Source organism: Escherichia sp. E2562 (assembly GCF_005781075.1).
Classification (GTDB): Bacteria; Pseudomonadota; Gammaproteobacteria; order Enterobacterales; family Enterobacteriaceae; genus Escherichia.
Genome location: NZ_VATM01000014.1, coordinates 1 through 20,851, shown reverse-complemented (window position 1 = coordinate 20,851; position 20,851 = coordinate 1). Strand labels below are relative to the sequence as shown.

The following is a 20,851-nucleotide window of genomic DNA, read 5'->3' as shown; positions in this document are numbered from 1 at the left end:
CCCGCCATTATCTACTATGAATTTCTCCAAGCATAACTGTAGAGGTATCAATTAAAGATGGGTAATCATTTTTGAATAACTTTTAATACCCGTCGCGTTTAGTCGTCGCTTCGCTTAATTTTTGTCCACCATATTCTGAAATTATCCCCACGCAGTTACCCGCCAGAAAACCCAGTAACGTCACCGTCCAGTTCATCCCGCTGGCAAAAAACAGCGTCATGCCGAGAAAGCCACCGGGAATAAATGACAGTAACCAGAAACGCCCTTGCCAGACCACCACCGCCGAGAAGGGTACAGTCGTAATCACGCTCGCCCAGAACGCGGACAGCCCACTCACCGAGGCCAGCCAACCGGCAGCCAGTGCGGCGAAAAACGCCCACACCATCCCGGAATAGTTAACCGCCAGGCTTCTGATAAACCCCGATTTACCGCCGCCTGCGGCATAAAAACTGCAAAAGGCGACGAAGCCTGTCGTTCCTAATAATTCCCATCCCTGAGAAAGCCCAACATGTGAAGACACTAACTGCCAAAGCCCTGCACAAACACCGACGGTTATACCCGTTGCAGTGAGTCCGTTCATCTTGTTCCCCTCTGGTTAGACATGGACGAAAGCTGCGCTTACATGTGCAGACTATAGAGAAATAAAACCTGATTGAGTGAAAGGGTATCGGGTCAAAGAAACAAATATTGCACTACCGCACACTGCGAAAAGATTGTTGAACATCATTCAACAAAAAGGCGAAATACGGCGAATTAAATTTAAGCGGGTTCTTTTATCAGATTATCGTTGCTATTCTCAATTCATCGAAAACAGCCACAAAAACCAGGGGAATGTGAATGACTATAAAAAATCTACCTGCCGACTATTTATTGGCTGCACAACAGGGCGATATCGATAAAGTAAAAACCTGTCTTGCGCTGGGTGTCGATATTAATACCTGCGATCGCCAGGGGAAAACGGCAATTACGCTGGCAAGTTTATATCAGCAATATGCTTGCGTTCAGGCATTAATTGATGCCGGGGCGGATATTAATAAACAAGACCTGACATGTTTAAATCCTTTTTTAATGAGCTGCCTGAACGGTGATTTAACGCTGCTACGAATTATTTTACCGGCTAAACCAGACCTTAATTGTGTCACCCGTTTTGGCGGTGTCGGCCTGACGCCTGCCTGTGAAAAAGGCCATTTAAGTATTGTAAAAGAGCTTTTGGCACATACAGATATCAACGTTAACCAGACCAACCATGTTGGCTGGACGCCGCTACTGGAAGCGATTGTGCTTAACGATGGCGGGATTAAACAGCAGGCGATTGTCCAGCTATTGCTGGAACACGGGGCCAGTCCGCACATGACGGATAAATATGGCAAAACGCCGCTGGAATTGGCGCGGGAACGGGGTTTTGAAGAGATTGCGCAGTTGCTGATTGCCGCAGGCGCATAAACCGGGAGGCTGGCTATCGACACACCAGAAAGACGGTGTGTGTGGGCGCTAACTGCGGATGCGGATTTTCTGGCGCAGCGGGGGCAAGGACAGGTAGAACAGGTCTTTGCCAGAGCGGTAAATATCGCTCTCCCGGCCCGCCAGCAGTTGCTGACGCTGCTTTGTGAAGAGTACGACAATGCGCCAAACAGTTGTCGGTTGGCACTCACTCACTTTGATGGTCTGTTCCGGCATGGTGATAAGGTTCAGTTTGACGATCAAGGCATTACGGTTGGTCAACATCTTCATATAGAGATGAGTCGATGTCAGCGTTGGCTGTCCCCAACCTTGCAAATGACCGCTCTGAATTTTCACCTTATCGCCTGGCAACAGTGGCACGACATTATTCATCAGCACCTGGGGGAAAATGAAACCCTGTTTAATTATCACGGCGATAATCCGTTTTATCAGGCATTAAATAAAGAATTACATATTAAACGACGGGCAGTTATTCAGGCAGTAAACGATAAACAAAATATCGCCTCAGCGGTCGCCAGTATGATGGGCTTAGGGATTGGCCTTACGCCATCAGCCGACGATTATTTAACAGGACTGGCGCTTATTTTATTTATATCCGGGCATCCGGCGGAAAAATACAAAGAGGAATTTTATCTCGGTCTGCAACGCGGCAAAAATAATACCACGTTATTAAGTGCCATAACGCTGGAAGCCGCATTACAACAACGCTGCCGGGAAAATATTCATCGTTTTATACACGACATTATTTATGACATCCCTGGGAACGCAACTCAGGCAATAGAAAAAATTAAACATATTGGCTCCAGTTCCGGCTGCGACATGCTGTATGGCATGGCCGATGGTTGTGCGCTGAGCCAAACCTACGGAGGGAATTATGTCAGTTAAAATAGTCATTAAACCGAATACCTATTTTGATTCTGTCTCGCTGATGTCTATCTCCACGCGTGCAAATAAACTCGACGGCGTCGAGCAGGCATTTGTGGCGATGGCGACCGAAATGAACAAAGGCGTACTGAAAAATTTAGGGCTGCTGACGCCGGAGCTGGAACAGGCGAAAAACGGCGACCTGATGATTGTCATCAACGGCAAAGCGGGCGCGGACAACGAGCAGTTGCTGGTGGAGATTGAAGAGTTGTTCAACACCAAAGCGCAAAGCGGCTCGCACGAGGCACGTTACGCCACGATTGCCAGCGCCAAAAAGCATATCCCGGAAAGTAACCTGGCAGTGATTTCGGTCAACGGCCTGTTTGCTGCGCGCGAAGCGCGTCAGGCGCTGCAAAACGACCTTAACGTGATGCTGTTTTCCGATAACGTCTCGGTTGAAGATGAACTGGCGCTCAAGCAGCTGGCCCACGAAAAAGGGCTGCTGATGATGGGGCCAGACTGCGGCACGGCGATTATCAACGGCGCGGCTCTCTGTTTTGGTAACGCCGCGCGTCGCGGCAACATCGGTATTGTTGGCGCATCCGGCACCGGCAGCCAGGAACTGAGCGTCCGTATCCATGAATTTGGCGGCGGCGTTTCGCAACTGATTGGCACTGGCGGGCGCGACCTGAGCGAGAAAATCGGCGGCCTGATGATGCTCGACGCTATCGGGATGCTGGAAAACGATCCGCAAACTGAAATCATTGTGCTTATCTCCAAACCGCCAGCGCCTGCGGTGGCCCGCAAAGTGCTGGAACGTGCGCGCGCCTGCCGCAAGTCGGTAGTGGTCTGCTTCCTCGGTCGTGGCGAAACGCCGGTTGACGAGCAGGGACTCCAGTTTGCCCGCGGCAGCAAAGAAGCGGCGCTGAAAGCAGTGATGCTCTCCGGCGTGAAACAGGAACATCTCGACCTGCATACCCTGAACCAGCCGTTGATTGCTGACGTGCGCGCTCGCCTGAAGCCGCAACAGAAATACATTCGTGGCCTGTTCTGCGGCGGCACGCTGTGTGACGAAACCATGTTCGCGGTGATGGAAAAACATGGCGATGTTTACAGCAACATTCAGCCCGATCCTGAATTCCGCCTGAAAGATATCAACCGCAGCATCAAACACACCTTCCTCGACTTTGGCGATGACGACTTCACCAACGGCAAGCCGCATCCAATGATTGACCCCACCAACCGCATCAGTCGCTTGATCGAAGAGGCGCGCGATCCAGAAGTGGCGGTGATCGTGATGGATTTTGTGCTCGGATTTGGATCGCATGAAGATCCGGTCGGCTCCACCATCGAGGCGATCAAAGAAGCGAAAGCGATCGCCGCTGCCGAAGGACGCGAGTTGATCATTCTCGCCTATGTGCTGGGTACCGATCTCGATACGCCATCGTTAGAACAACAAAGCCAGATGCTGCTTGATGCCGGAGTGATTCTGGCGAGCAGCAGCACCAATACCGGATTGCTGGCGCGTGAATTTATCTGCAAAGGGGAGGAAGCCTGATGAGCCAGTCACTGTTTAGCCAACCGTTGAATGTTATTAACGTCGGCATCGCCATGTTTAGCGATGACCTGAAAAAGCAGCATGTAGAAGTGACCCAACTCGACTGGACGCCGCCGGGGCAGGGCAATATGCAGGTGGTGCAGGCGCTGGACAACATTGCCGATTCGCCGCTGGCGGACAAAATCGCCGCCGCTAACCAGCAGGCGCTGGAGCGCATTATCCAGTCGCATCCGGTGCTGATTGGTTTTGATCAGGCGATTAACGTGGTGCCGGGCATGACGCCGAAAACCATTCTTCACGCCGGGCCGCCGGTTACCTGGGAAAAAATGTGCGGCGCGATGAAAGGCGCGGTCACCGGAGCGCTGGTGTTCGAAGGGCTGGCGAAAGATCTCGATGAGGCGGCTGAATTGGCGGCTTCCGGGGAGATCACCTTCTCGCCGTGCCACGAACATGACTGCGTGGGATCGATGGCGGGCGTCACCTCTGCCTCGATGTTTATGCACATCGTAAAAAACAAAACCTACGGCAACATCGCTTACACCAATATGAGCGAGCAGATGGCGAAGATATTGCGCATGGGCGCTAACGACCAGAGCGTGATTGACCGCCTCAACTGGATGCGCGATGTGCAGGGGCCAATGCTGCGCGACGCCATGAAAATTATCGGCGAGATCGATCTGCGCTTAATGTTGGCGCAAGCGCTGCATATGGGCGATGAGTGCCATAACCGCAATAACGCCGGGACGACGTTGCTGATTCAGGCGCTGACGCCGGGGATTATTCAGGCAGGTTATTCCGTGGAGCAACAGCGCGAAGTGTTTGAGTTTGTTGCCAGCAGCGACTACTTCTCCGGCCCGACGTGGATGGCGATGTGTAAAGCGGCGATGGATGCGGCGCACGGCATCGAATACAGCACCGTGGTGACCACCATGGCGCGTAACGGCGTCGAGTTTGGCCTGCGGGTCAGCGGCCTGCCGGGGCAATGGTTTACCGGTCCGGCGCAGCAGGTGATCGGCCCGATGTTTGCCGGTTATAAGCCGGAAGATTCAGGGCTGGATATCGGCGACAGCGCCATCACCGAAACCTACGGCATTGGCGGATTTGCTATGGCGACCGCGCCCGCAATCGTCGCGCTGGTGGGCGGCACGGTGGAAGAGGCTATCGATTTCTCCCGTCAGATGCGTGAAATCACCCTCGGTGAAAACCCGAACGTCACCATTCCGCTGCTCGGTTTTATGGGCGTGCCGTCGGCTATCGACATCACCCGCGTCGGTAGCAGCGGCATTCTACCGGTGATCAACACCGCCATCGCCCATAAAGATGCGGGCGTCGGCATGATTGGTGCGGGTATTGTGCATCCACCATTCGCCTGCTTCGAGAAAGCCATTCTTGGCTGGTGCGAACGTTACGGCGTCTGAACTGTAAAGTGCGCGTTGCTTCTGCCGGATGCGGCGTGAACGCCTTATCCGGCCTACGAATGGCGCAAGAATCTGTAGGCCTGATAAGACGCGTGAGCGTCGCATCAGGCATTTGTCACCACTGCCGGATGCGGCGTGAACGCCTTATCCGGCCTACGGATGGCACGAGAATTTGTAGGCCTGATAAGCGTAGCGCATCAGGCATTTGTCACCACTGCCGGATGCGGCGTGAACGCCTTATCCAGCCTACGGATGGCACGAGAATTTGTAGGCCTGATAAGCGTAGCGCATCAGGCATTTGTCACCACTGCCGGATGCGGCGTGAACGCCTTATCCGGCCTACAAATGGCACGAGAATTTGTAGGCCTGATAAGCGTAGCGCATCAGGCATTTGTCACGATTGCCGGATGCGGCGTAAACGCCTTATCCGGCCTACGAATGGCGCAAGAATCTGTAGGCCTGATAAGCGTAGCGCATCAGGCATTTGTCACCACTGCCGGATGTGGCGTGAACGCCTTATCCGGCCTACGGATGGCACGAGAATTTGTAGGCCTGATAAGCGTAGCGCATCAGGCAGTCTGGCGTTGGTCATAACCCCATCACCCTCTGTAGCGGACATAACAACATGAAAGAACTTGTGGTCGTTGCCATTGGTGGCAACAGCATTATCAAAGATAACGCCAGCCAGTCGATTGAGCATCAGGCGGAGGCGGTGAAAGCCGTCGCCGATACGGTGCTGGAAATGCTGGCTTCCGATTACGACATTGTGCTGACCCATGGCAACGGGCCGCAGGTCGGGCTGGATTTACGCCGTGCGGAGATTGCCCACGAGCGCGAAGGGCTGCCCTTAACGCCGCTGGCAAACTGTGTGGCGGATACGCAAGGTGGCATTGGCTATCTGATCCAGCAGGCGCTGAACAACCGGCTGGCGCGTCACGGTGAGAAAAAAGCCGTCACCGTGGTGACTCAGGTGGAAGTGGATAAAAACGATCCGGGATTTGCCCATCCCACCAAGCCCATCGGCGCATTCTTTAGTGACAGCCAGCGTGACGAATTACAAAAGGCAAACCCTGACTGGCGTTTTGTTGAAGATGCCGGACGGGGCTATCGCCGCGTAGTCGCCTCGCCGGAACCGAAACGTATTGTCGAAGCACCTGCCATTAAGGCGCTGATCCAACAAGGCTTTGTGGTAATTGGCGCGGGCGGCGGCGGAATTCCGGTGGTGCGCAGCGAAGCAGGGGATTACCAAAGCGTGGACGCGGTTATCGACAAAGATCTCTCCACCGCACTACTGGCTCGCGAAATTCACGCCGACATTCTGGTGATCACCACCGGCGTGGAAAAAGTGTGTATTCACTTTGGCAAGCCGCAGCAGCAGGCGCTGGATCGCGTAGATATTGCCACCATGACCCGCTATATGCAGGAAGGGCATTTCCCGCCCGGCAGCATGTTGCCAAAAATCATCGCCAGCCTGACATTCCTGGAACAGGGCGGCAAAGAAGTGATTATCACCACGCCGGAATGCCTGCCCGCCGCGCTGCGCGGTGAAACGGGCACCCATATTTTTAAAACGTAAGGACGTAAGATGAAAGAAAACAATAGCCGCCGTGAGTTTCTGAGCCAGAGCGGTAAGATGGTTACCGCCGCTGCGCTGTTTGGTACCTCTGTGCCGCTCGCCCATGCGGCGGTTTCTGGCACTACAAACTGCGAAGCGAACAACACCATGAAAATCACTGACCCGCATTACTATCTCGACAACGTGCTGCTGGAAACCGGTTTTGACTACGAAAACGCTGTGGCGGTGCAGACCCGCACGGCGCGCCAGACCGTAGAGATTCAGGACGGCAAAATTGTTGCCCTGCGCGAGAACAAGCAGCATCCGGACGCCACGCTGCCGCACTATGACGCTGGCGGTAAGCTGATGCTGCCCACCACCCGCGACATGCATATTCATCTCGACAAAACCTTTTACGGCGGGCCGTGGCGCTCGCTTAATCGCCCGGCAGGCACCACCATCCAGGACATGATCAAGCTCGAGCAAAAAATGCTGCCGGAACTGCAACCCTACACCCAAGAGCGGGCGGAAAAACTGATCGATTTATTGCAGTCGAAAGGTACCACCATTGCCCGCAGCCACTGCAATATCGAACCGGTTTCCGGCCTGAAAAATCTGCAAAATTTGCAGGCGGTGCTGGCACGACGTCAGGCGGGTTTCGAGTGTGAAATTGTCGCCTTCCCGCAGCACGGTTTGCTGCTGTCGAAATCGGAACCCTTAATGCGTGAAGCGATGCAGGCAGGCGCGCATTACGTCGGCGGGCTGGACCCAACCAGTGTCGATGGCGCGATGGAAAAATCTCTCGACACCATGTTCCAGATTGCGCTGGACTACGACAAAGGCGTCGATATTCACCTGCACGAAACCACTCCGGCAGGCGTGGCAGCCATCAATTATATGGTTGAAACGGTGGAGAAAACGCCACAGCTGAAAGGCAAACTGACCATCAGTCACGCCTTTGCGCTGGCAACGCTCAACGAGCAACAGGTTGATGAACTGGCGAACCGGATGGTGGCGCAGCAAATTTCTATCGCCTCGACGGTGCCGATTGGCACGTTGCATATGCCGCTCAAACAGCTCCACGACAAAGGCGTAAAAGTGATGACCGGCACCGACAGCGTTATCGACCACTGGTCGCCTTACGGCCTGGGCGACATGCTGGAAAAAGCCAATCTGTACGCACAGCTCTATATTCGCCCTAACGAGCAGAATTTATCCCGCTCGCTGTTTTTAGCCACTGGTGATGTATTGCCGCTGAATGAAAAAGGCGAGCGTGTGTGGCCAAAAGCGCAGGATGATGCCAGCTTTGTGCTGGTGGACGCCTCCTGTTCTGCCGAGGCGGTGGCGCGTATTTCGCCGAGAACGGCAACGTTCCATAAAGGACAACTGGTGTGGGGGAGTGTGGCAGGTTGATACGCATTTGATATGTCTGCAACGGTGAATAGTAAGAGATTTAAGCCCCAGGGAGTGGGGCTGCTTGGATATGGGGTTGTTGGCCTTGATTCTCCTGAGCCGGAGACATTGTGTGTGGCACCGCTAACCACACAGTAAACCTTACGAGCTGCCTTAAGCATCCGGCAACGCATAACACTTCACCGGTTTACCGTCTTTCATTTCCACCAACATGCGGCTGGTCTGCAACGGCTTGTCCAGCATATTTTGCTGGAATTGGTCGAACGCCATGCGGGCTTCCTTAATTGCGACTTTTTGCGGCATTAAGCGGTTACTGCTCCATTTTCGCAAAATGACTTTATTGGCGCTGGTGGTATTCGCCTGTTCCGCTACGGCGCCGATGCTATCAATTCGTGACTGTAATTGTTTTTCTACCTTGCTGATAACCGTATCGAACTGCGCATAATGATGTTCTATAGCCTGCTGACGGCGTTCTACCAGCATCGTCTGACCCTCACTATGGCTGACCAGATGTAATGCTTGCCCGCGTACTCTCATCGCTAAATCCCACTCCATCGTCCGTTCTTCAATAATTTTTTGTTGCGCCTGAATTTTACTGGTGATGGTTGCGCTACTGAAAAAACTGCCGTCATTTATAGAGGCTACCTTCTCGCCAGCAAAGGCAATATCCGTCAGCAGATGATCCTGGAGTGTTGAAAAATCCTTTTCGATAGCTTCAAGTATTTGCCGTATTTCTGGCGAAGATTGCCCCTCAATGACGACAGGCGTGATTTGCTGTAAATACTGAATAGCGCCGACAATTTCAGATTTGCGGGCATTGTTCTGGAACGCAGAAATCTCCCGAATACTTTCAATTATCTGCGTCAGTTTATTGCTGATATCTGCCAGATGTTTTTGTGCCAGTATCGCCGAAGCGACATTCAGTAATATGCTGGCGTTGACTAATTGATTCAGTTTGTCAGGGTTCAGCAAAACTGCGTGCGCTTTAATTCCTTTTTCCCCGAGACTGAAGCCACGATATCCCGAGCTATCTTTCACTTTCGCCAGTGCGCCATCAATAATGACTTCCATATAGTGATGACTGGCGATATGGGCGGCGGTGGCGAGCGAAGGAAGCGTCTGTAAGAGTGGGCCTAACCGTGAAATTTCAGTAATGTCATGCCGTACCAGAGTGTCGGGGTGGGTAATTTCATTTAAAGCGATAGACGATACAGTTAAAACGTGCTGCGACTTTTCATTTTCAAACACCCAGCGATTGTCATAGTTTGCGGTTGACATTGCCGTTGATGATACCGATTCGCTCAGACGGTGATGGCGGGAATTTTTTAAGCGAATCCAGGCAATTTGCACTACACAGGGCAAGGTGATTCGGAACGCCGGGTTGGAAATATCATAAGCGGTATATAAACCGGTGAGGGCTAACCCGACAGGACCGGTGAGAACGCCCAACACGCGACCTATCCCCAGACCCGCAATTAGCGGGAGTGCCTTCCCCGTGGCGATCTGCGCCAGACCGCTTGCTACCATTGCCGCACGTTGCAAAAGTGGCAGCTCCATACGTGACAACTTATCCAGGCTAATACTGGTGTTAATTCCCATATCACGGAGAAGCTGACGGCGATCGTCATCTGACATTTTGTTCCAGGATGACGCGAAAACGGCATCGATAATCAGTGATTCTTTTTCTTTTACCGGGGCATTTTTCGCGACTTTAATTTTCAGATGGCTGGCGACATCGTCAACAATTTCGCTATAGCTAACGCCATTGCGTCGGAACAGATTCATTACGGTGTTACCGCCAAAATGTTGCAGTTCGCGAATCAGCAAACGCAATGTTTCCTCATCAACAGCTTCGCTATTTTTACCATCGCGCAAGGCCTTTTTAACGCGGTCAGACTGGGAAAAATTAAATTTTCCGTCTGGGGTAATGTAATCAATCAGCAGATCGATATCGTTTTTGTCGGCATTCAGTAGCAGAGCAACCAGCGTTTCGTCGCCCTTAATGTCAATCTCACTCATTTAATTGTCTCGTTGAATAGTGACTGGACGTTATTAGAAGCAGCGCGCCCTACGAAAAAGTTTCATACGTAAGTCTGGCGGTGAAAAAAATAAAATCCCCAATCTTTGTGCCATAAAGCATAAATTCTGTGAATTATTTTCACCAAGCAGTTTAAATTTCTTACGTATGCGTGTGATCAATGTTTTTGTGAGATATATAACGTTTTATTGATGTAAAAATCGAGACTTTTCCTATAATGAGCAGGCGATTTTTTTCCTTGCTGGTGATGTTCTGCCCTGCAAATTTCTTTTCCTTCACTCAAGGTATTTAGATGTTTTCGCTGACTTCGTTCCTCGACACGTTAACCTCTGTTAATCCAGAAAATGTGCCGATTTATGTCGCTATTGTGGTTGGGGTTTTGTTGTTGGGTTTCATTGTCCGTTACGCTATTCCTTCATTTAGGGTTTCAGCGCGCTTTAAACAAAAAGCGAAAGCAATTCGGCAAATTGGCAATGAAAAACCGGCACAACAACTCGAAAAATTAGACGCGTTATTCTCTGATAAATTTTTTGCGCATCCCTGGCGCGAATTTAAAGAGTCTCTACATCGTCAGTTTGAGTTTGACGAAAACAGCGGGCAAAAAAAAATTAGCGCCATCCGCTCAACGGCTCCGTCGTCAGCATGGTTTACGGAACCGTTATTAGTCGAAATTCCTCTCTATACGGAAGCGTTTAAACATCTCCCTGGCATCCTGACCGGAATTGGGATCATCGGCACCTTTTCGGGACTGATGATTGGTTTGCACCATTTTGACCCCAGCACGCCAGAGCAGGTCAGCGCCAGCGTCGCTAACCTTTTACGCGACGTTCTGTATGCGTTCTTAGGTTCGGCGTTTGCTATTACGTTCTCCATTCTGGTCACCATGTTTGAAAAGTGGCGACTGGCGCAATGCTATAAAAACCTGGAACTTCTTACCGCCAGCATTGACCAGCTTTTTGAGGGCGGCGTCGGTGAAGATTACCTTTCGCAACTTCTTTCCAGTACTAAAGAAAACACCACCCATGCGCGGCAACTTAAGGATGGTCTGGTCACTGACCTGCGTGAAATGCTGCAAAACCTGGTGGATAGCCATGTGCGGGAAAATCAAAAGCTGGCAGAGACATTATCAACAACATACCGCGAGTCAGGCCAACAGTTTGCTGAACAGGTCAGTGGTGCTATCGAAACCAGTCTGAAAAATCCGCTGGATAAAATTGCTGGTGTGGTGCAAACCGCCTCCGGTGACCAGAGCCATCGTGTGCAGTCGATGCTGGAGAACGTCCTGACCGCCTTTATGAGCAAAATGGATAACACCTTTGGTCAGCAATTCACCACCATGCAGGAGATGATGGGGCGTTCTGTGGAAGCCATTCAGTCTATGCAAAGCGGCTTCTCAACGTTGTTGCAGGATATGCGTCAGGCCGGGGATGACTCACGTCAGGGCAGCGCGCAACTGATCTCTCAACTGTTAAGCGAAATGAAAAGCGGTCAGCAGGAGATGCAGGCTGGGATGAATGAGATGCTGCGCAGCTTGCAGGAATCCGTTGCCCGTATTGGCGCAGAAGGTGAGGGCGCGGGCGAACGGATGGCGCAACAACTGGAAAAAATCTTTGCCGACAGCGAAGCGCGTGAAAAAGCGATGGCGGAACAGATGCGCGCGTTTATTGAGGCTATCCAGTCCAGTGTTCAGCACGGGCAAAATGAAACCATGGAGAAAATGGCGGCTTCCGTGGATACGCTTGGCAGCCATATGGCGACGCTCTTTGCACAACTGGAAAATGGTCAGCAGCAACTTAATCAGCAGCAAAACCAGGCGCAAAATTTGCTGATAGGCAATATGAGCAAAGGTGTCGAAACGCTGACGCAAAACCTGGCGGGTGTATTCAGCCAACTGGAGTCTGGGCAAAAACAGATGAGCCAGACTCAGGAACAGGGGCAACGCGTGTTGCATGAAGAAACTCAGCAGCTTCTGGCACGTAGCGAAGCGCGTGAGCAGGCGGCGGCTGAGCAACAACAACAGTTTATGGCGTCGTTACAGCAAACCATGCATTCCGGTCAGGATGCCCTGCGAGAGAAAATGACCAGCGGTATCGATCACCTGGGTAGCCAACTTGGCAACCTGTTTGGGCAACTGGAAGAAGGTCAGAAGTCGCTCAGTCAGCAACAGCAATCGGCGCAGAGTGCGTTACAACAGGAAGCGCAGCGAATCATTGGTCAGCTTGAAAGTCAGGTTGAGTCGCTGATGCAGATGCTGCGTGAACAGCAATCTGCTTCTGGCGATCTGCTGCAACAGATGGCGCAAAACACCACGCGCCATCTGGAAGAGATACAAACAGGAGCCGATAAAATGCGCGTGGCTGCCGACCGCTTTGAAGCTGCGGGCGATCGTGTTGCTGAGGCTAATCAGTTAACTGCTGAGGTGCTCAATGGCACGCAACAGGCGGGACGCACGCTTTCCAGTGCCAGCGCGGAGTTGGGGGCATTGATTGCCGATTATCGTAATACCCGTGAAGTCGTGGCGAATGCCATAACGGCACTCGAAACGCTGATTAACCGTAGCCATGATGAACAATCATCCCGCAGCCGTTTTGTTGATGATCTGAAAGCGTATTCGGAACGCCTGCAACAATATAACCGTGAGGCTCAGGAGTTCCTGCATAACATTGCCGAGGTGATGGGAACCAGTTTTGAATCCTTTACGACCGGGGTGGAAAACGGCCTGAATCGTTCACTGCAGGAGATGGATACGCAGCTGACTAAAGCCGCGGGAGCCTTAAGTTCTTCGGTTGAGATTATTGGTGAAAGCGTGGATACGCTGGAAACAGTACTCCGTCATCGTCGCGCGTAAGGAACAGGCTGATGTTTAACCGGGTATTTAATGGCAGGCAACGGCGCAGCGATGAAGCGGAAAAACCCTTCTGGATCTCCTATGCAGACCTGATGACCGCCATGATGGTGCTGTTTCTGGTGGTGATGGTGGCGTCACTTAGCTCTGTTACGCAGCGGATCCAGCAGGCGGAAGCGGGGGAGAAATCGCGCGGGCATGATATTGCTCGCCTGTGTGAAAAACTTGAGCTTCAGGCAAAGAATCTCAACAAGACGATTCAGGTTGACTGCCATGACAACCGTATCAGCTTTGGTGAAGCAGGGCGTTTTGAGCACAATCGCTTTGCGCTTAACGCCGAAGGATTACAGGCGCTACAGGATGTGGTGCCGTTAGTGCTGGAAGCGGCAAATAGCGATGAAGGCAAAAAATGGTTTAAGCAAATTGTTATAGAAGGTTTTACGGATACTGACGGTTCTTATCTCTATAACCTGCACCTTTCGTTGCAACGCTCGGAATGGGTGATGTGCAGTCTGCTGGATAGTAGAAGCGCGCTACAGCAAAAAATAACCTCGGAACAACAGGTTCAGATCCGCAAATTATTTCTGGCGGGTGGGGTTTCGTTTAACAATGCGAAAGAGAGCAAAGAAGCCAGCCGTCGCGTAGAACTGCGGATGCAATTCTTTGGTCTGAAAGACAAAAAGCACGACGAAAGCATGGATGTTGTTCCTGGCATTAGTCAGGAAACCTGTCAGTTGGGAGCCATGCAATGACTTGCGCTATTGAAAAACTGAAAACCCGTTTGCTGCCCTATCGGGAGCAGAACTTGCAGCCGACGGTAAGTCATGCTTTTCACTATCTTCAGCGCGTTATCGCGCAACTAGAGAGGAAGGTAGATGCTCGCGCGGTGCAGATGGTTCCCCCTCTGGAGAAACGCCGACAGGCCATTGCCCGGCTGCGTGCGGGGGATACGCCAAAGCCCTTCGAGTGGAAGATGATTTTTTTTGGTCTTAATGACGTGGCTGAAGGCGATCTGTTTGAAATTGCATTGATTGATGATGCAAAAAACTTCGCGAGGATTATCGCTGAAATTGAACAAAAAATTGCGCAGCAGCGGTTAACACGCCGCGAATGGCTGGCGTTATGTACCAGCTACTTTGGTCATTCCAGCGATACACCGGAAAAGAATCCGCAGTGGCTTCAGCTACGCACGCAGATTGCTCGCGGGTTTCAACAGCTAAAAGAGAGTGCGCCGCGTCAGATGTCCTGGATGTCGGTCATTGACACCTATAGCGATATTTTTACCGATAATGCAGGTTTTCTTCTCGGACAACAGCTTGGGCGTGGAGATATCACGGATATTTCGGTGCTGGAGAAAGTCGCACAAATTCCGCAAACCAGCTGGTTATGGCGCAAAATTGTTAACCACCTGGTCAATGAGATTTTTTGCCTGACTGACGATGATTTTCAGCAGAAAATTCATTCTATTATCGCCTTGAGCCGCCAGCTTACGCGGTTTAAAGATAATATTCTGGCAGCCACTCTGACCCGTTATTATCAGTCGGCTTTTAAACATCAAACACATTTCGAACTCAAGCAATTGGCCCTGGAATATTGGGGAAATCCGCAGTTAACCAGCCGTAATAAAAGCTGGCAGGTTCACGTTGAAAATCCCGTATTACTGATGGTGCAAGGCTGGTTCGCCAAAGACGATCTGAAACTGTTCTTTGAATTGCTGAAAGGTAATCGGGATGTTGACCATGCGCGCCTGTTCTACTGGCTACGTTTTGCCAACCAAATGAGCTATACGCGCATTGTGCTGGGCGAAGATGCGCTGCGATCCAAAGATGTCGATTATGTTGAATTCAGGGCGAAAAACGCAGGGCGATTAAGCCGCCTGCAAGGTTCTGGTTCACGCGATAACAACGCCATGATTATGCGCATTGGTGATTATCTGTTTGTCGAATTTTCGAAAGTGGGGGCGATGTATGCCTACCATATGGGGAATGCGCCCTTTAATCCGGAAACCGGCATTCTTGATATTGATTATGATCTGAAAGATAAGCGGAATAACCGCCGTAAAGTCCGGTTGCGTTTACCGCATTTATCGCCGGTATTTCTCTACTCACTCAACCGAATTGAGGGGTGGATGAGCCGATATGACGAAGAACTTCGTAAGCTGGGTATTGATTACGTTGCGGAAGATATAAATCAGTCTTCTGTCACTTTGGATATCTCCCGTTTCAATGCCTCAAAGACCATGAGTCGGTCAGTGCCTGCATCGTTACCTGAACGTGAAGTCAGTGATGCAAAGTCAGACCGGGAAGAGCAAATCAAAATCATCGCCTCCTCGTTAAAAGCCAAAAAAGGTCTCCCCGACCGGGAACAACAAATCCGGGAGATTATTCGTTCGGTCGATTGCAAAGTGATGGATAAACGAGGGCTTGGGGGCGCAATCCATATTCATTTCAATGAACCAGACCATGAAGCGGCGCAAAAATTACTCAGCCTTGGGTTTAAACCTGTGCTGGGTAAATTTACTTACTGGAGCAAATAGTGTTTAAAAAATTGTTGGGTAAATTTATTAAAGAGAATACTTCACTACCTGCTTCATTTGTGCCGCTGTATGTAATGAAAGAAGAGGGGTTTGCTTTCCCCTTTAGTCTTGCCGATAGCGAAGATAACTGGCCTGTCGCCTCATGCCTGGAACAGCTTCATGAGGAAGATTATGTTTCACACTGGTCTGATTGCTGGTTTCTTAGCTGGGATGATTTTTATCACATCCGGAAAAATGACGACTATGCCAGCAGTCTGGCGATTTTTGCTTTCCCCCCACAGCGCAATCTGACGGCTCATCTTGCTGCAACAGGAAGCATTAGCGATGACACTTTTCGCGTTTTCATTGATAAATGGACCCTACCTGATGACTATCGCCCCGTTGAGATAACCAGCACAGGAGCCAGCTTTTCCTCTGCGGAAGGCACCTTTGTGTTAAGTGAAGAGAACTGGCAGCTTCTGGACGCACTACACCAACTCAGATTGCAGCAGCGACAGACGCCGGGCGAAACGGTCAACCAAACCCGTTGGGCCAAAATACGGCGGCAGGCCAAAAAAGCAGGGGCAAAACTGGATGACTATCTCGCGAAAACGATCGTCATCAGGCCGGAATCGTTGCAGTTAAAACTGCGAAAATCGCTGGTGGTGGATACTCCGGTACTGGAAATTGAACCTGTTTTTGATGAGCAGCCTGCCAACTGGTTACAGAGTTTTGACCGTACGCAACAGGTACAGGATCGTTACCGTGTTTTAGGGGACGACGGTGTCTTAAACCATGTCATTCTTTCCCCTGAAGTCAAAGACGTCTTGACCTCCGTGCACGCTATTACGGGACGTCGCGTGGCGGGGGATGATGCGCTCTCATTTGTTCGCAACCCCTACACCTGGATTGGTGAAGAGGCGAGCCAGGTGCTCGATCCTGACGTTTATGAGCAGAATTTGCAGGACGCCGGGATTTACTTTTATGATTTCCGTCTGGAGCCGCAGATTGATGAAAACAGGCAAATTGCGGCGGTAACGCTTCTTCTCAGCCCCAGAACTGAGCAATCTGTGGCGGATGAAACCTATATCTTTAAACGTCCAGGTGAACTGGCGGCGTTGCTCTCTGAATTGGAGCAAAAGTTAGCGGCACAACTGCCCGCCGGAGTCTGGCAGGGTTACGATCTGGAGCTTTCCAGATTCAGCCAGGAAGAACTGCAAGGTTATCAGGCGTTGCTTGAAAACTGGCAGCACCAGGCGGCGGGAATGAATTTTACCCACGTCCTCGATCTGAACAAATACAGCGACCGGGTTATCGGGATCGGTGAATTTGAAAAAATAAGTTCGCCTTATCTGGTCAAAAGTGAAAGTGAAAAATGGCTTCCGGAGAACCTTGCGCAAGAGATGTGCGAGGCCATGTTCTCTGGCTGGGATCTCGATAATCATCAACATTTTCAGGAACTGGAAGAGCGGCTGGAAGAGGCAAAAGCCACGGATGCGTCGGAAGTCGCCATGCCCTGGAACGACAACCTTTTGCCCCGTGAAGAAGCAGAAATTTTCCACGATAAATGGAAAAAGAAAATCGACGGTGAAATAAATGATGGCGTAAGTAGTGAACCGGTCAGTCGTGCCGTTCTGCTGATAGAACAAAATATCGAGCAGGCGCTGTATGTTAAACAACGGCGGGATTCCTTGCTCGGCGCACATCAGGCAGAAGTCGAACTGCCGATGATCCTCAAAACGTCCATTCAGCTACGTGAACACCAGCGTAAAGGGGTAGCGTGGCTCCAGCAGTTGTATCTAAAGTCGCCAATAGAGACGGCGGGATGTTTACTCGCAGACGATATGGGGCTGGGTAAAACCTTACAGATTCTAACTTTTCTCATCTGGCATCGTGAACGTTTCCCGGATGCGCCTCCTTCGCTGATTGTTGCTCCGGTGTCGCTACTCGATAACTGGGAGCGCGAGGTTGGGAATTTCTTCCTGCGCGAGCAGGTGTCGATTTTAAAACTCTACGGTAATGAACTTAAGGCTAAGAAATGCGCGAAAGAGAGCATCCCTCAGGCGCTTAAAAGTAAGGGGATTAAGAACTTACTACAAAGTGACTGGGTGGGGGACGCGCATATTGTTCTTACCACCTATGAGACGTTACGCGATCAGGAATTTTCCCTGGCTCGCCAGCCCTGGTCCATAATGGTGTGCGACGAAGCGCAGAAAATTAAAAATCCGGCGGCATTAATTACCCAATCGGCAAAAGCCATTCAGGCACAATTTAAAGTCGCATGTACCGGAACTCCGGTCGAAAATACCCTTGTTGATCTGTGGTGTTTATTTGACTTCGTTCAACCGGGGTTGTTGGGGGCTTTAAACAATTTTGGTAAAGATTATTTACGCCCAATTGAGCAACAGAATGATAATGCTGTCCTCGAATCGCTACGTAAATTAATTGAACCGCAGACGCTGCGCCGCACCAAAGAAGAAGTGGCGAAAGACCTGCCGGAAAAGATTGAAGATCAACGCTGTAAACAGTTGAATATGCTGCCATTGCAACGGGAGCTCTATACCCACTCGGTTGCAAGCTGGCGAAACCAACAGGAGATCAGCGAAGGGCTGGATCAACGAGGCTCAGGTATGCTGGGGTTACTGCATCGCCTGAAACTTATTTGCGCATGGCCTTATTCCGTAAGTGCAGATTTGCGCTTACGGAACGATGCTCCGAAAGTAAAATGGCTGCTGGAGACATTAAACGCCATTCGCCAGTCATCTGATGACAAAGTGATTATTTTTACGGAACTGCGCGATATTCAACGAGAACTGCAACATCTGATTGTGCAGCATTTTGGCTTTAAGCCTTTTATTATTAATGGTGATACCAGCACCAAATCTGGCAGCGATCAAAATCGTCAGAGTCTGATCGATGCATTTCAATCAACGCCCGGTTTTAACATCATTATTTTATCCACCATCGCGGTTGGGTTTGGCGTCAATGTCCAGAAAGCAAATCATGTCATCCACTTTACCCGTTGCTGGAATCCGGCGAAGGAAGATCAGGCGACCGATCGGGCATACCGTATCGGGCAGCAGAAAGATGTTTACGTCTATTATCCGACGGTGCGTGATACTCAGTTAATGACTTTTGAAGAAACGCTGGATGAATTACTGAACCGACGCCGGGCATTGGCGAGAGATATGCTCAAAGGGGCAACCGATCTGACCGCCGCAGATTTTGAAGCAGTGCTGGCGGGTACTCCCCTGGCGTAGGGAATGCCATGGGCGAGTAAATCGACAGGGATTTGCTATTGCTTTATTAATGAACAACAAAGATATTTTGTGAATGTATAAGTTGACATTCATATGAAAAAAATCATAATTCCGTCATGTTCGCGTAGGGCAGTTTCTGTATCTTATGCATCGCACCAGGGCCTGACAGGAAATATGCTGTAAGGTTCGTATCAAAAAACCGCCATTAGCTCATCAGGAAGAGCAGACGACAACCAGGATTGTTGTATGGTACGGGGTTCGAGGCCTCGATGGCGGTCCAATTTCTCAATTGGGTTGGTTACAATTATCAGCTCACCGATGTGTCACTCCTTCATAAATCAGCCGTAGCGCAAAGACACCAATAATCGCACCAATAACCCGACTGGCAACGCGCTGCATACGCCCGTATGCACGACGCACGGCGGGTAAAGAAAACGCCTGACTAAGAAATACACGCCAGATAATAGATGCGAGCACAATCCCCGCCCAGGCCATAAACCGCGCCCAGGTCGGCGTTTCTGCGCTTAACGTCACTGAGAAGATACTGATAAAAAATAAAACTGTTTGTGGATTAGAAAGATCGGTAATGAGTCCACGGCGGAAAAATACATACCAGGGAGCATTAAGCGGCTGCTGTAATGCGCTCATCTGTGGTGTTGATTGTCGGCGCATACTGTTCCAGGCAAACCATAAAAGATAAGCGCCGCCGACGATTTTAATGAGTGAGAAAATCTCTTCACACTGGGTAATGAGCGTCGCCATCCCAAACAATCCCAACCCGGAATAGATGGCATCGCCAAGCGCCACGCCAAGCCCGGTGAGTACACCTGCACGACGGCCTGAGGCCAGGCTGGTTTGTACCACGACAAAGAGATTTGCCCCCGGATTAAAAAAGGTGATGACGAACAGTCCGACGGTCAGGTAAACGGCGTGCAAGGGGTCCATAGTGATTTCACCCATAAATAAGCTGAATTAACTTCATCATATTTATAGTAAAAATGACTGAATGCGAGCGCGATCACAAAGGTTGTCGATCTAAGAGAGTGCCACCCGTACTGTGACAGGTGGCAAAGGGGTATCAGAAGAGATATTTCACGCCCAGCATTCCCTGGGTATCACTGTAACCATTGTCGCCCAACTGCTGGGCGACGTTGCCCCACAGTTGCAGACGCGGAGTAATCTGACCTTCCACCCCGACTTTTAACTCGCCTGCGTTACGCGCGCCGATGATCTCATCGCCGATGCCATCCATCTTCACGCTGTAATTGCGTGAGTTATAAATCCAGTTGGCTTCCACGAAAGGCTGGAAAGAACGCTCTTTATGATCATCAATAGCATTATGACCCTGCAGATACGCTTTCACCCCCAGACGCGTTTGCAGGTTGCCTTCGGTGCTGTCCTCAACCAGCGTGCCATTGTCTTCCGTATGATTGTCTGCCTTCACATCCATCCACGTCAGTTGCATTTTGGGCTGCAACCAGTAGCTGGTACGCGCATCAGCGCTTTCACCGAGACGGAAGGTATAACCCGCTTCAATGGCGGCGGTGATGCCGTCAGAGTGATACTTTTCACTGGGCAGATACTCGCCGGAGACGGTGTTATCAAACCAGTTATAGAGCAACCAGCTGTCAACATAAGTCCCTGTTTTGTCTGCTTCGTTAGCGTACCAGGTGCCATACACGCCCACACTGTAGCCGTCGATTTGCCCACGTGAGCTGTACCCGGTCAGGCTGGAATGCGTGTGACTCTTGCTGTTGGCATAGCCAGCCATTAAGCCGAGATGCCAGCGATCAAGGTCATTACTGCTCCATTGTGCGAGATCACCACCCAGTTGCAGAACATAACGGTTGCTCTGAGTGCTCAATTCATCCGAACGATCTTTAAAGCGATTATGTCCGCCAATATTACGCATCCACAAACTGGT

At 50.8% G+C, this 20,851-nt stretch carries 14 protein-coding genes and 2 pseudogenes; 12 read left to right on the top strand and 4 right to left on the bottom strand.

From position 1 onward, the window contains the following. Nucleotides 1-82: 82 nt before the first annotated feature. Nucleotides 83-580 (bottom strand): DUF1097 domain-containing protein, encoded by a 498-nt coding sequence (locus FEK43_RS17820; protein WP_130261245.1) that lies wholly within the window; start codon nt 578-580, stop codon nt 83-85. Between the two features lie 257 nt (nt 581-837). Between FEK43_RS17820 and FEK43_RS17815 the strand changes: the two genes are divergently transcribed. The 8 genes and pseudogenes from FEK43_RS17815 to FEK43_RS17785 all read left to right on the top strand — a co-directional run bounded on the left by FEK43_RS17815 (nt 838) and on the right by FEK43_RS17785 (nt 8,269). Continuing rightward, entirely contained in the window at nt 838-1,443 is a 606-nt protein-coding gene (locus tag FEK43_RS17815; RefSeq protein WP_130261246.1) for an ankyrin repeat domain-containing protein, read from the top strand. Between the two features lie 39 nt (nt 1,444-1,482). Next, entirely contained in the window at nt 1,483-2,346 is an 864-nt protein-coding gene (locus tag FEK43_RS17810) for a DUF2877 domain-containing protein (protein ID WP_130261247.1), read from the top strand. Then, a complete protein-coding gene (gene fdrA / locus FEK43_RS17805; RefSeq protein WP_135408109.1) occupies nt 2,336-3,883 on the top strand; it encodes an acyl-CoA synthetase FdrA in 1,548 nt (515 codons plus the stop codon). Before FEK43_RS17810 ends, fdrA begins: the two co-directional genes overlap by 11 nt. Beyond that, nucleotides 3,883-5,301, top strand: a complete 1,419-nt coding sequence (locus FEK43_RS17800; protein WP_000083461.1) for a DUF1116 domain-containing protein — start codon at nt 3,883-3,885, stop codon at nt 5,299-5,301. Before fdrA ends, FEK43_RS17800 begins: the two co-directional genes overlap by 1 nt. A 35-nt stretch (nt 5,302-5,336) precedes the next feature. Beyond that, nucleotides 5,337-5,592 (top strand): annotated as a pseudogene (locus FEK43_RS23355) (hypothetical protein); the annotation flags it as partial. Nucleotides 5,593-5,622: 30 nt separating this feature from the next. Continuing rightward, a pseudogene (gene yahH / locus FEK43_RS23350) lies at nt 5,623-5,877 on the top strand (protein YahH); the annotation flags it as partial. Between the two features lie 49 nt (nt 5,878-5,926). After that, the gene (locus tag FEK43_RS17790) at nt 5,927-6,877 is read left to right on the top strand and encodes a carbamate kinase family protein (RefSeq protein WP_138158670.1); all 951 of its coding nucleotides are present in this window, start codon (nt 5,927-5,929) and stop codon (nt 6,875-6,877) included. A gap of 9 nt (nt 6,878-6,886) precedes the next feature. Further along, on the top strand, nt 6,887-8,269 hold the full coding sequence (locus FEK43_RS17785) for an amidohydrolase family protein (protein WP_138158668.1): 1,383 nt from the start codon (nt 6,887-6,889) through the stop codon (nt 8,267-8,269). 153 nt (nt 8,270-8,422) lie between these two features. Here the strand turns inward: FEK43_RS17785 and FEK43_RS17780 are convergent, their stop codons facing one another. Then, nucleotides 8,423-10,288 (bottom strand): YaaW family protein, encoded by a 1,866-nt coding sequence (locus FEK43_RS17780; protein WP_130209794.1) that lies wholly within the window; start codon nt 10,286-10,288, stop codon nt 8,423-8,425. 311 nt (nt 10,289-10,599) lie between these two features. Between FEK43_RS17780 and zorA1 the strand changes: the two genes are divergently transcribed. Genes zorA1 through zorD form a run of 4 tightly spaced genes read left to right on the top strand, consistent with a single transcriptional unit; the run spans nt 10,600 to nt 18,927 of the window. Beyond that, the gene (gene zorA1 / locus FEK43_RS17775; protein WP_138158666.1) at nt 10,600-13,155 is read left to right on the top strand and encodes a type I Zorya anti-phage system protein ZorA1; all 2,556 of its coding nucleotides are present in this window, start codon (nt 10,600-10,602) and stop codon (nt 13,153-13,155) included. Nucleotides 13,156-13,166: 11 nt separating this feature from the next. Further along, entirely contained in the window at nt 13,167-13,904 is a 738-nt protein-coding gene (zorB1, locus tag FEK43_RS17770; protein ID WP_130209798.1) for a type I Zorya anti-phage system protein ZorB1, read from the top strand. Then, nucleotides 13,901-15,688 (top strand): type I Zorya anti-phage system protein ZorC, encoded by a 1,788-nt coding sequence (gene zorC / locus FEK43_RS17765; RefSeq protein ID WP_138158664.1) that lies wholly within the window; start codon nt 13,901-13,903, stop codon nt 15,686-15,688. Before zorB1 ends, zorC begins: the two co-directional genes overlap by 4 nt. Further along, the gene (zorD, locus tag FEK43_RS17760; RefSeq protein WP_135494346.1) at nt 15,688-18,927 is read left to right on the top strand and encodes a type I Zorya anti-phage system protein ZorD; all 3,240 of its coding nucleotides are present in this window, start codon (nt 15,688-15,690) and stop codon (nt 18,925-18,927) included. Before zorC ends, zorD begins: the two co-directional genes overlap by 1 nt. Before the next feature lie 312 nt (nt 18,928-19,239). On the opposite strand, the gene FEK43_RS17755 is transcribed toward zorD, so the two are convergent. Together FEK43_RS17755 and FEK43_RS17750 are read right to left on the bottom strand one after the other, a co-directional pair. Beyond that, nucleotides 19,240-19,872, bottom strand: a complete 633-nt coding sequence (locus FEK43_RS17755; protein WP_130218317.1) for a LysE family transporter — start codon at nt 19,870-19,872, stop codon at nt 19,240-19,242. Nucleotides 19,873-20,005: 133 nt separating this feature from the next. Next, a partial coding sequence (locus tag FEK43_RS17750; protein ID WP_138158662.1) for an autotransporter outer membrane beta-barrel domain-containing protein occupies nt 20,006-20,851 on the bottom strand: 846 nt, incomplete at its 5' end.

Coding starts and splice junctions, on each gene's coding strand:
- FEK43_RS17800 (WP_000083461.1), top strand. CDS start 3,883: ATGAGCCAGTCACTGTTTAGCCAACCGTTGAATGTTATTAACGTCGGC.
- FEK43_RS17820 (WP_130261245.1), bottom strand. CDS start 580: ATGAACGGACTCACTGCAACGGGTATAACCGTCGGTGTTTGTGCAGGG.
- FEK43_RS17790 (WP_138158670.1), top strand. CDS start 5,927: ATGAAAGAACTTGTGGTCGTTGCCATTGGTGGCAACAGCATTATCAAA.
- FEK43_RS17780 (WP_130209794.1), bottom strand. CDS start 10,288: ATGAGTGAGATTGACATTAAGGGCGACGAAACGCTGGTTGCTCTGCTA.
- zorB1 (WP_130209798.1), top strand. CDS start 13,167: ATGTTTAACCGGGTATTTAATGGCAGGCAACGGCGCAGCGATGAAGCG.
- fdrA (WP_135408109.1), top strand. CDS start 2,336: ATGTCAGTTAAAATAGTCATTAAACCGAATACCTATTTTGATTCTGTC.
- zorA1 (WP_138158666.1), top strand. CDS start 10,600: ATGTTTTCGCTGACTTCGTTCCTCGACACGTTAACCTCTGTTAATCCA.
- FEK43_RS17755 (WP_130218317.1), bottom strand. CDS start 19,872: ATGGACCCCTTGCACGCCGTTTACCTGACCGTCGGACTGTTCGTCATC.
- FEK43_RS17815 (WP_130261246.1), top strand. CDS start 838: ATGACTATAAAAAATCTACCTGCCGACTATTTATTGGCTGCACAACAG.
- FEK43_RS17785 (WP_138158668.1), top strand. CDS start 6,887: ATGAAAGAAAACAATAGCCGCCGTGAGTTTCTGAGCCAGAGCGGTAAG.
- zorC (WP_138158664.1), top strand. CDS start 13,901: ATGACTTGCGCTATTGAAAAACTGAAAACCCGTTTGCTGCCCTATCGG.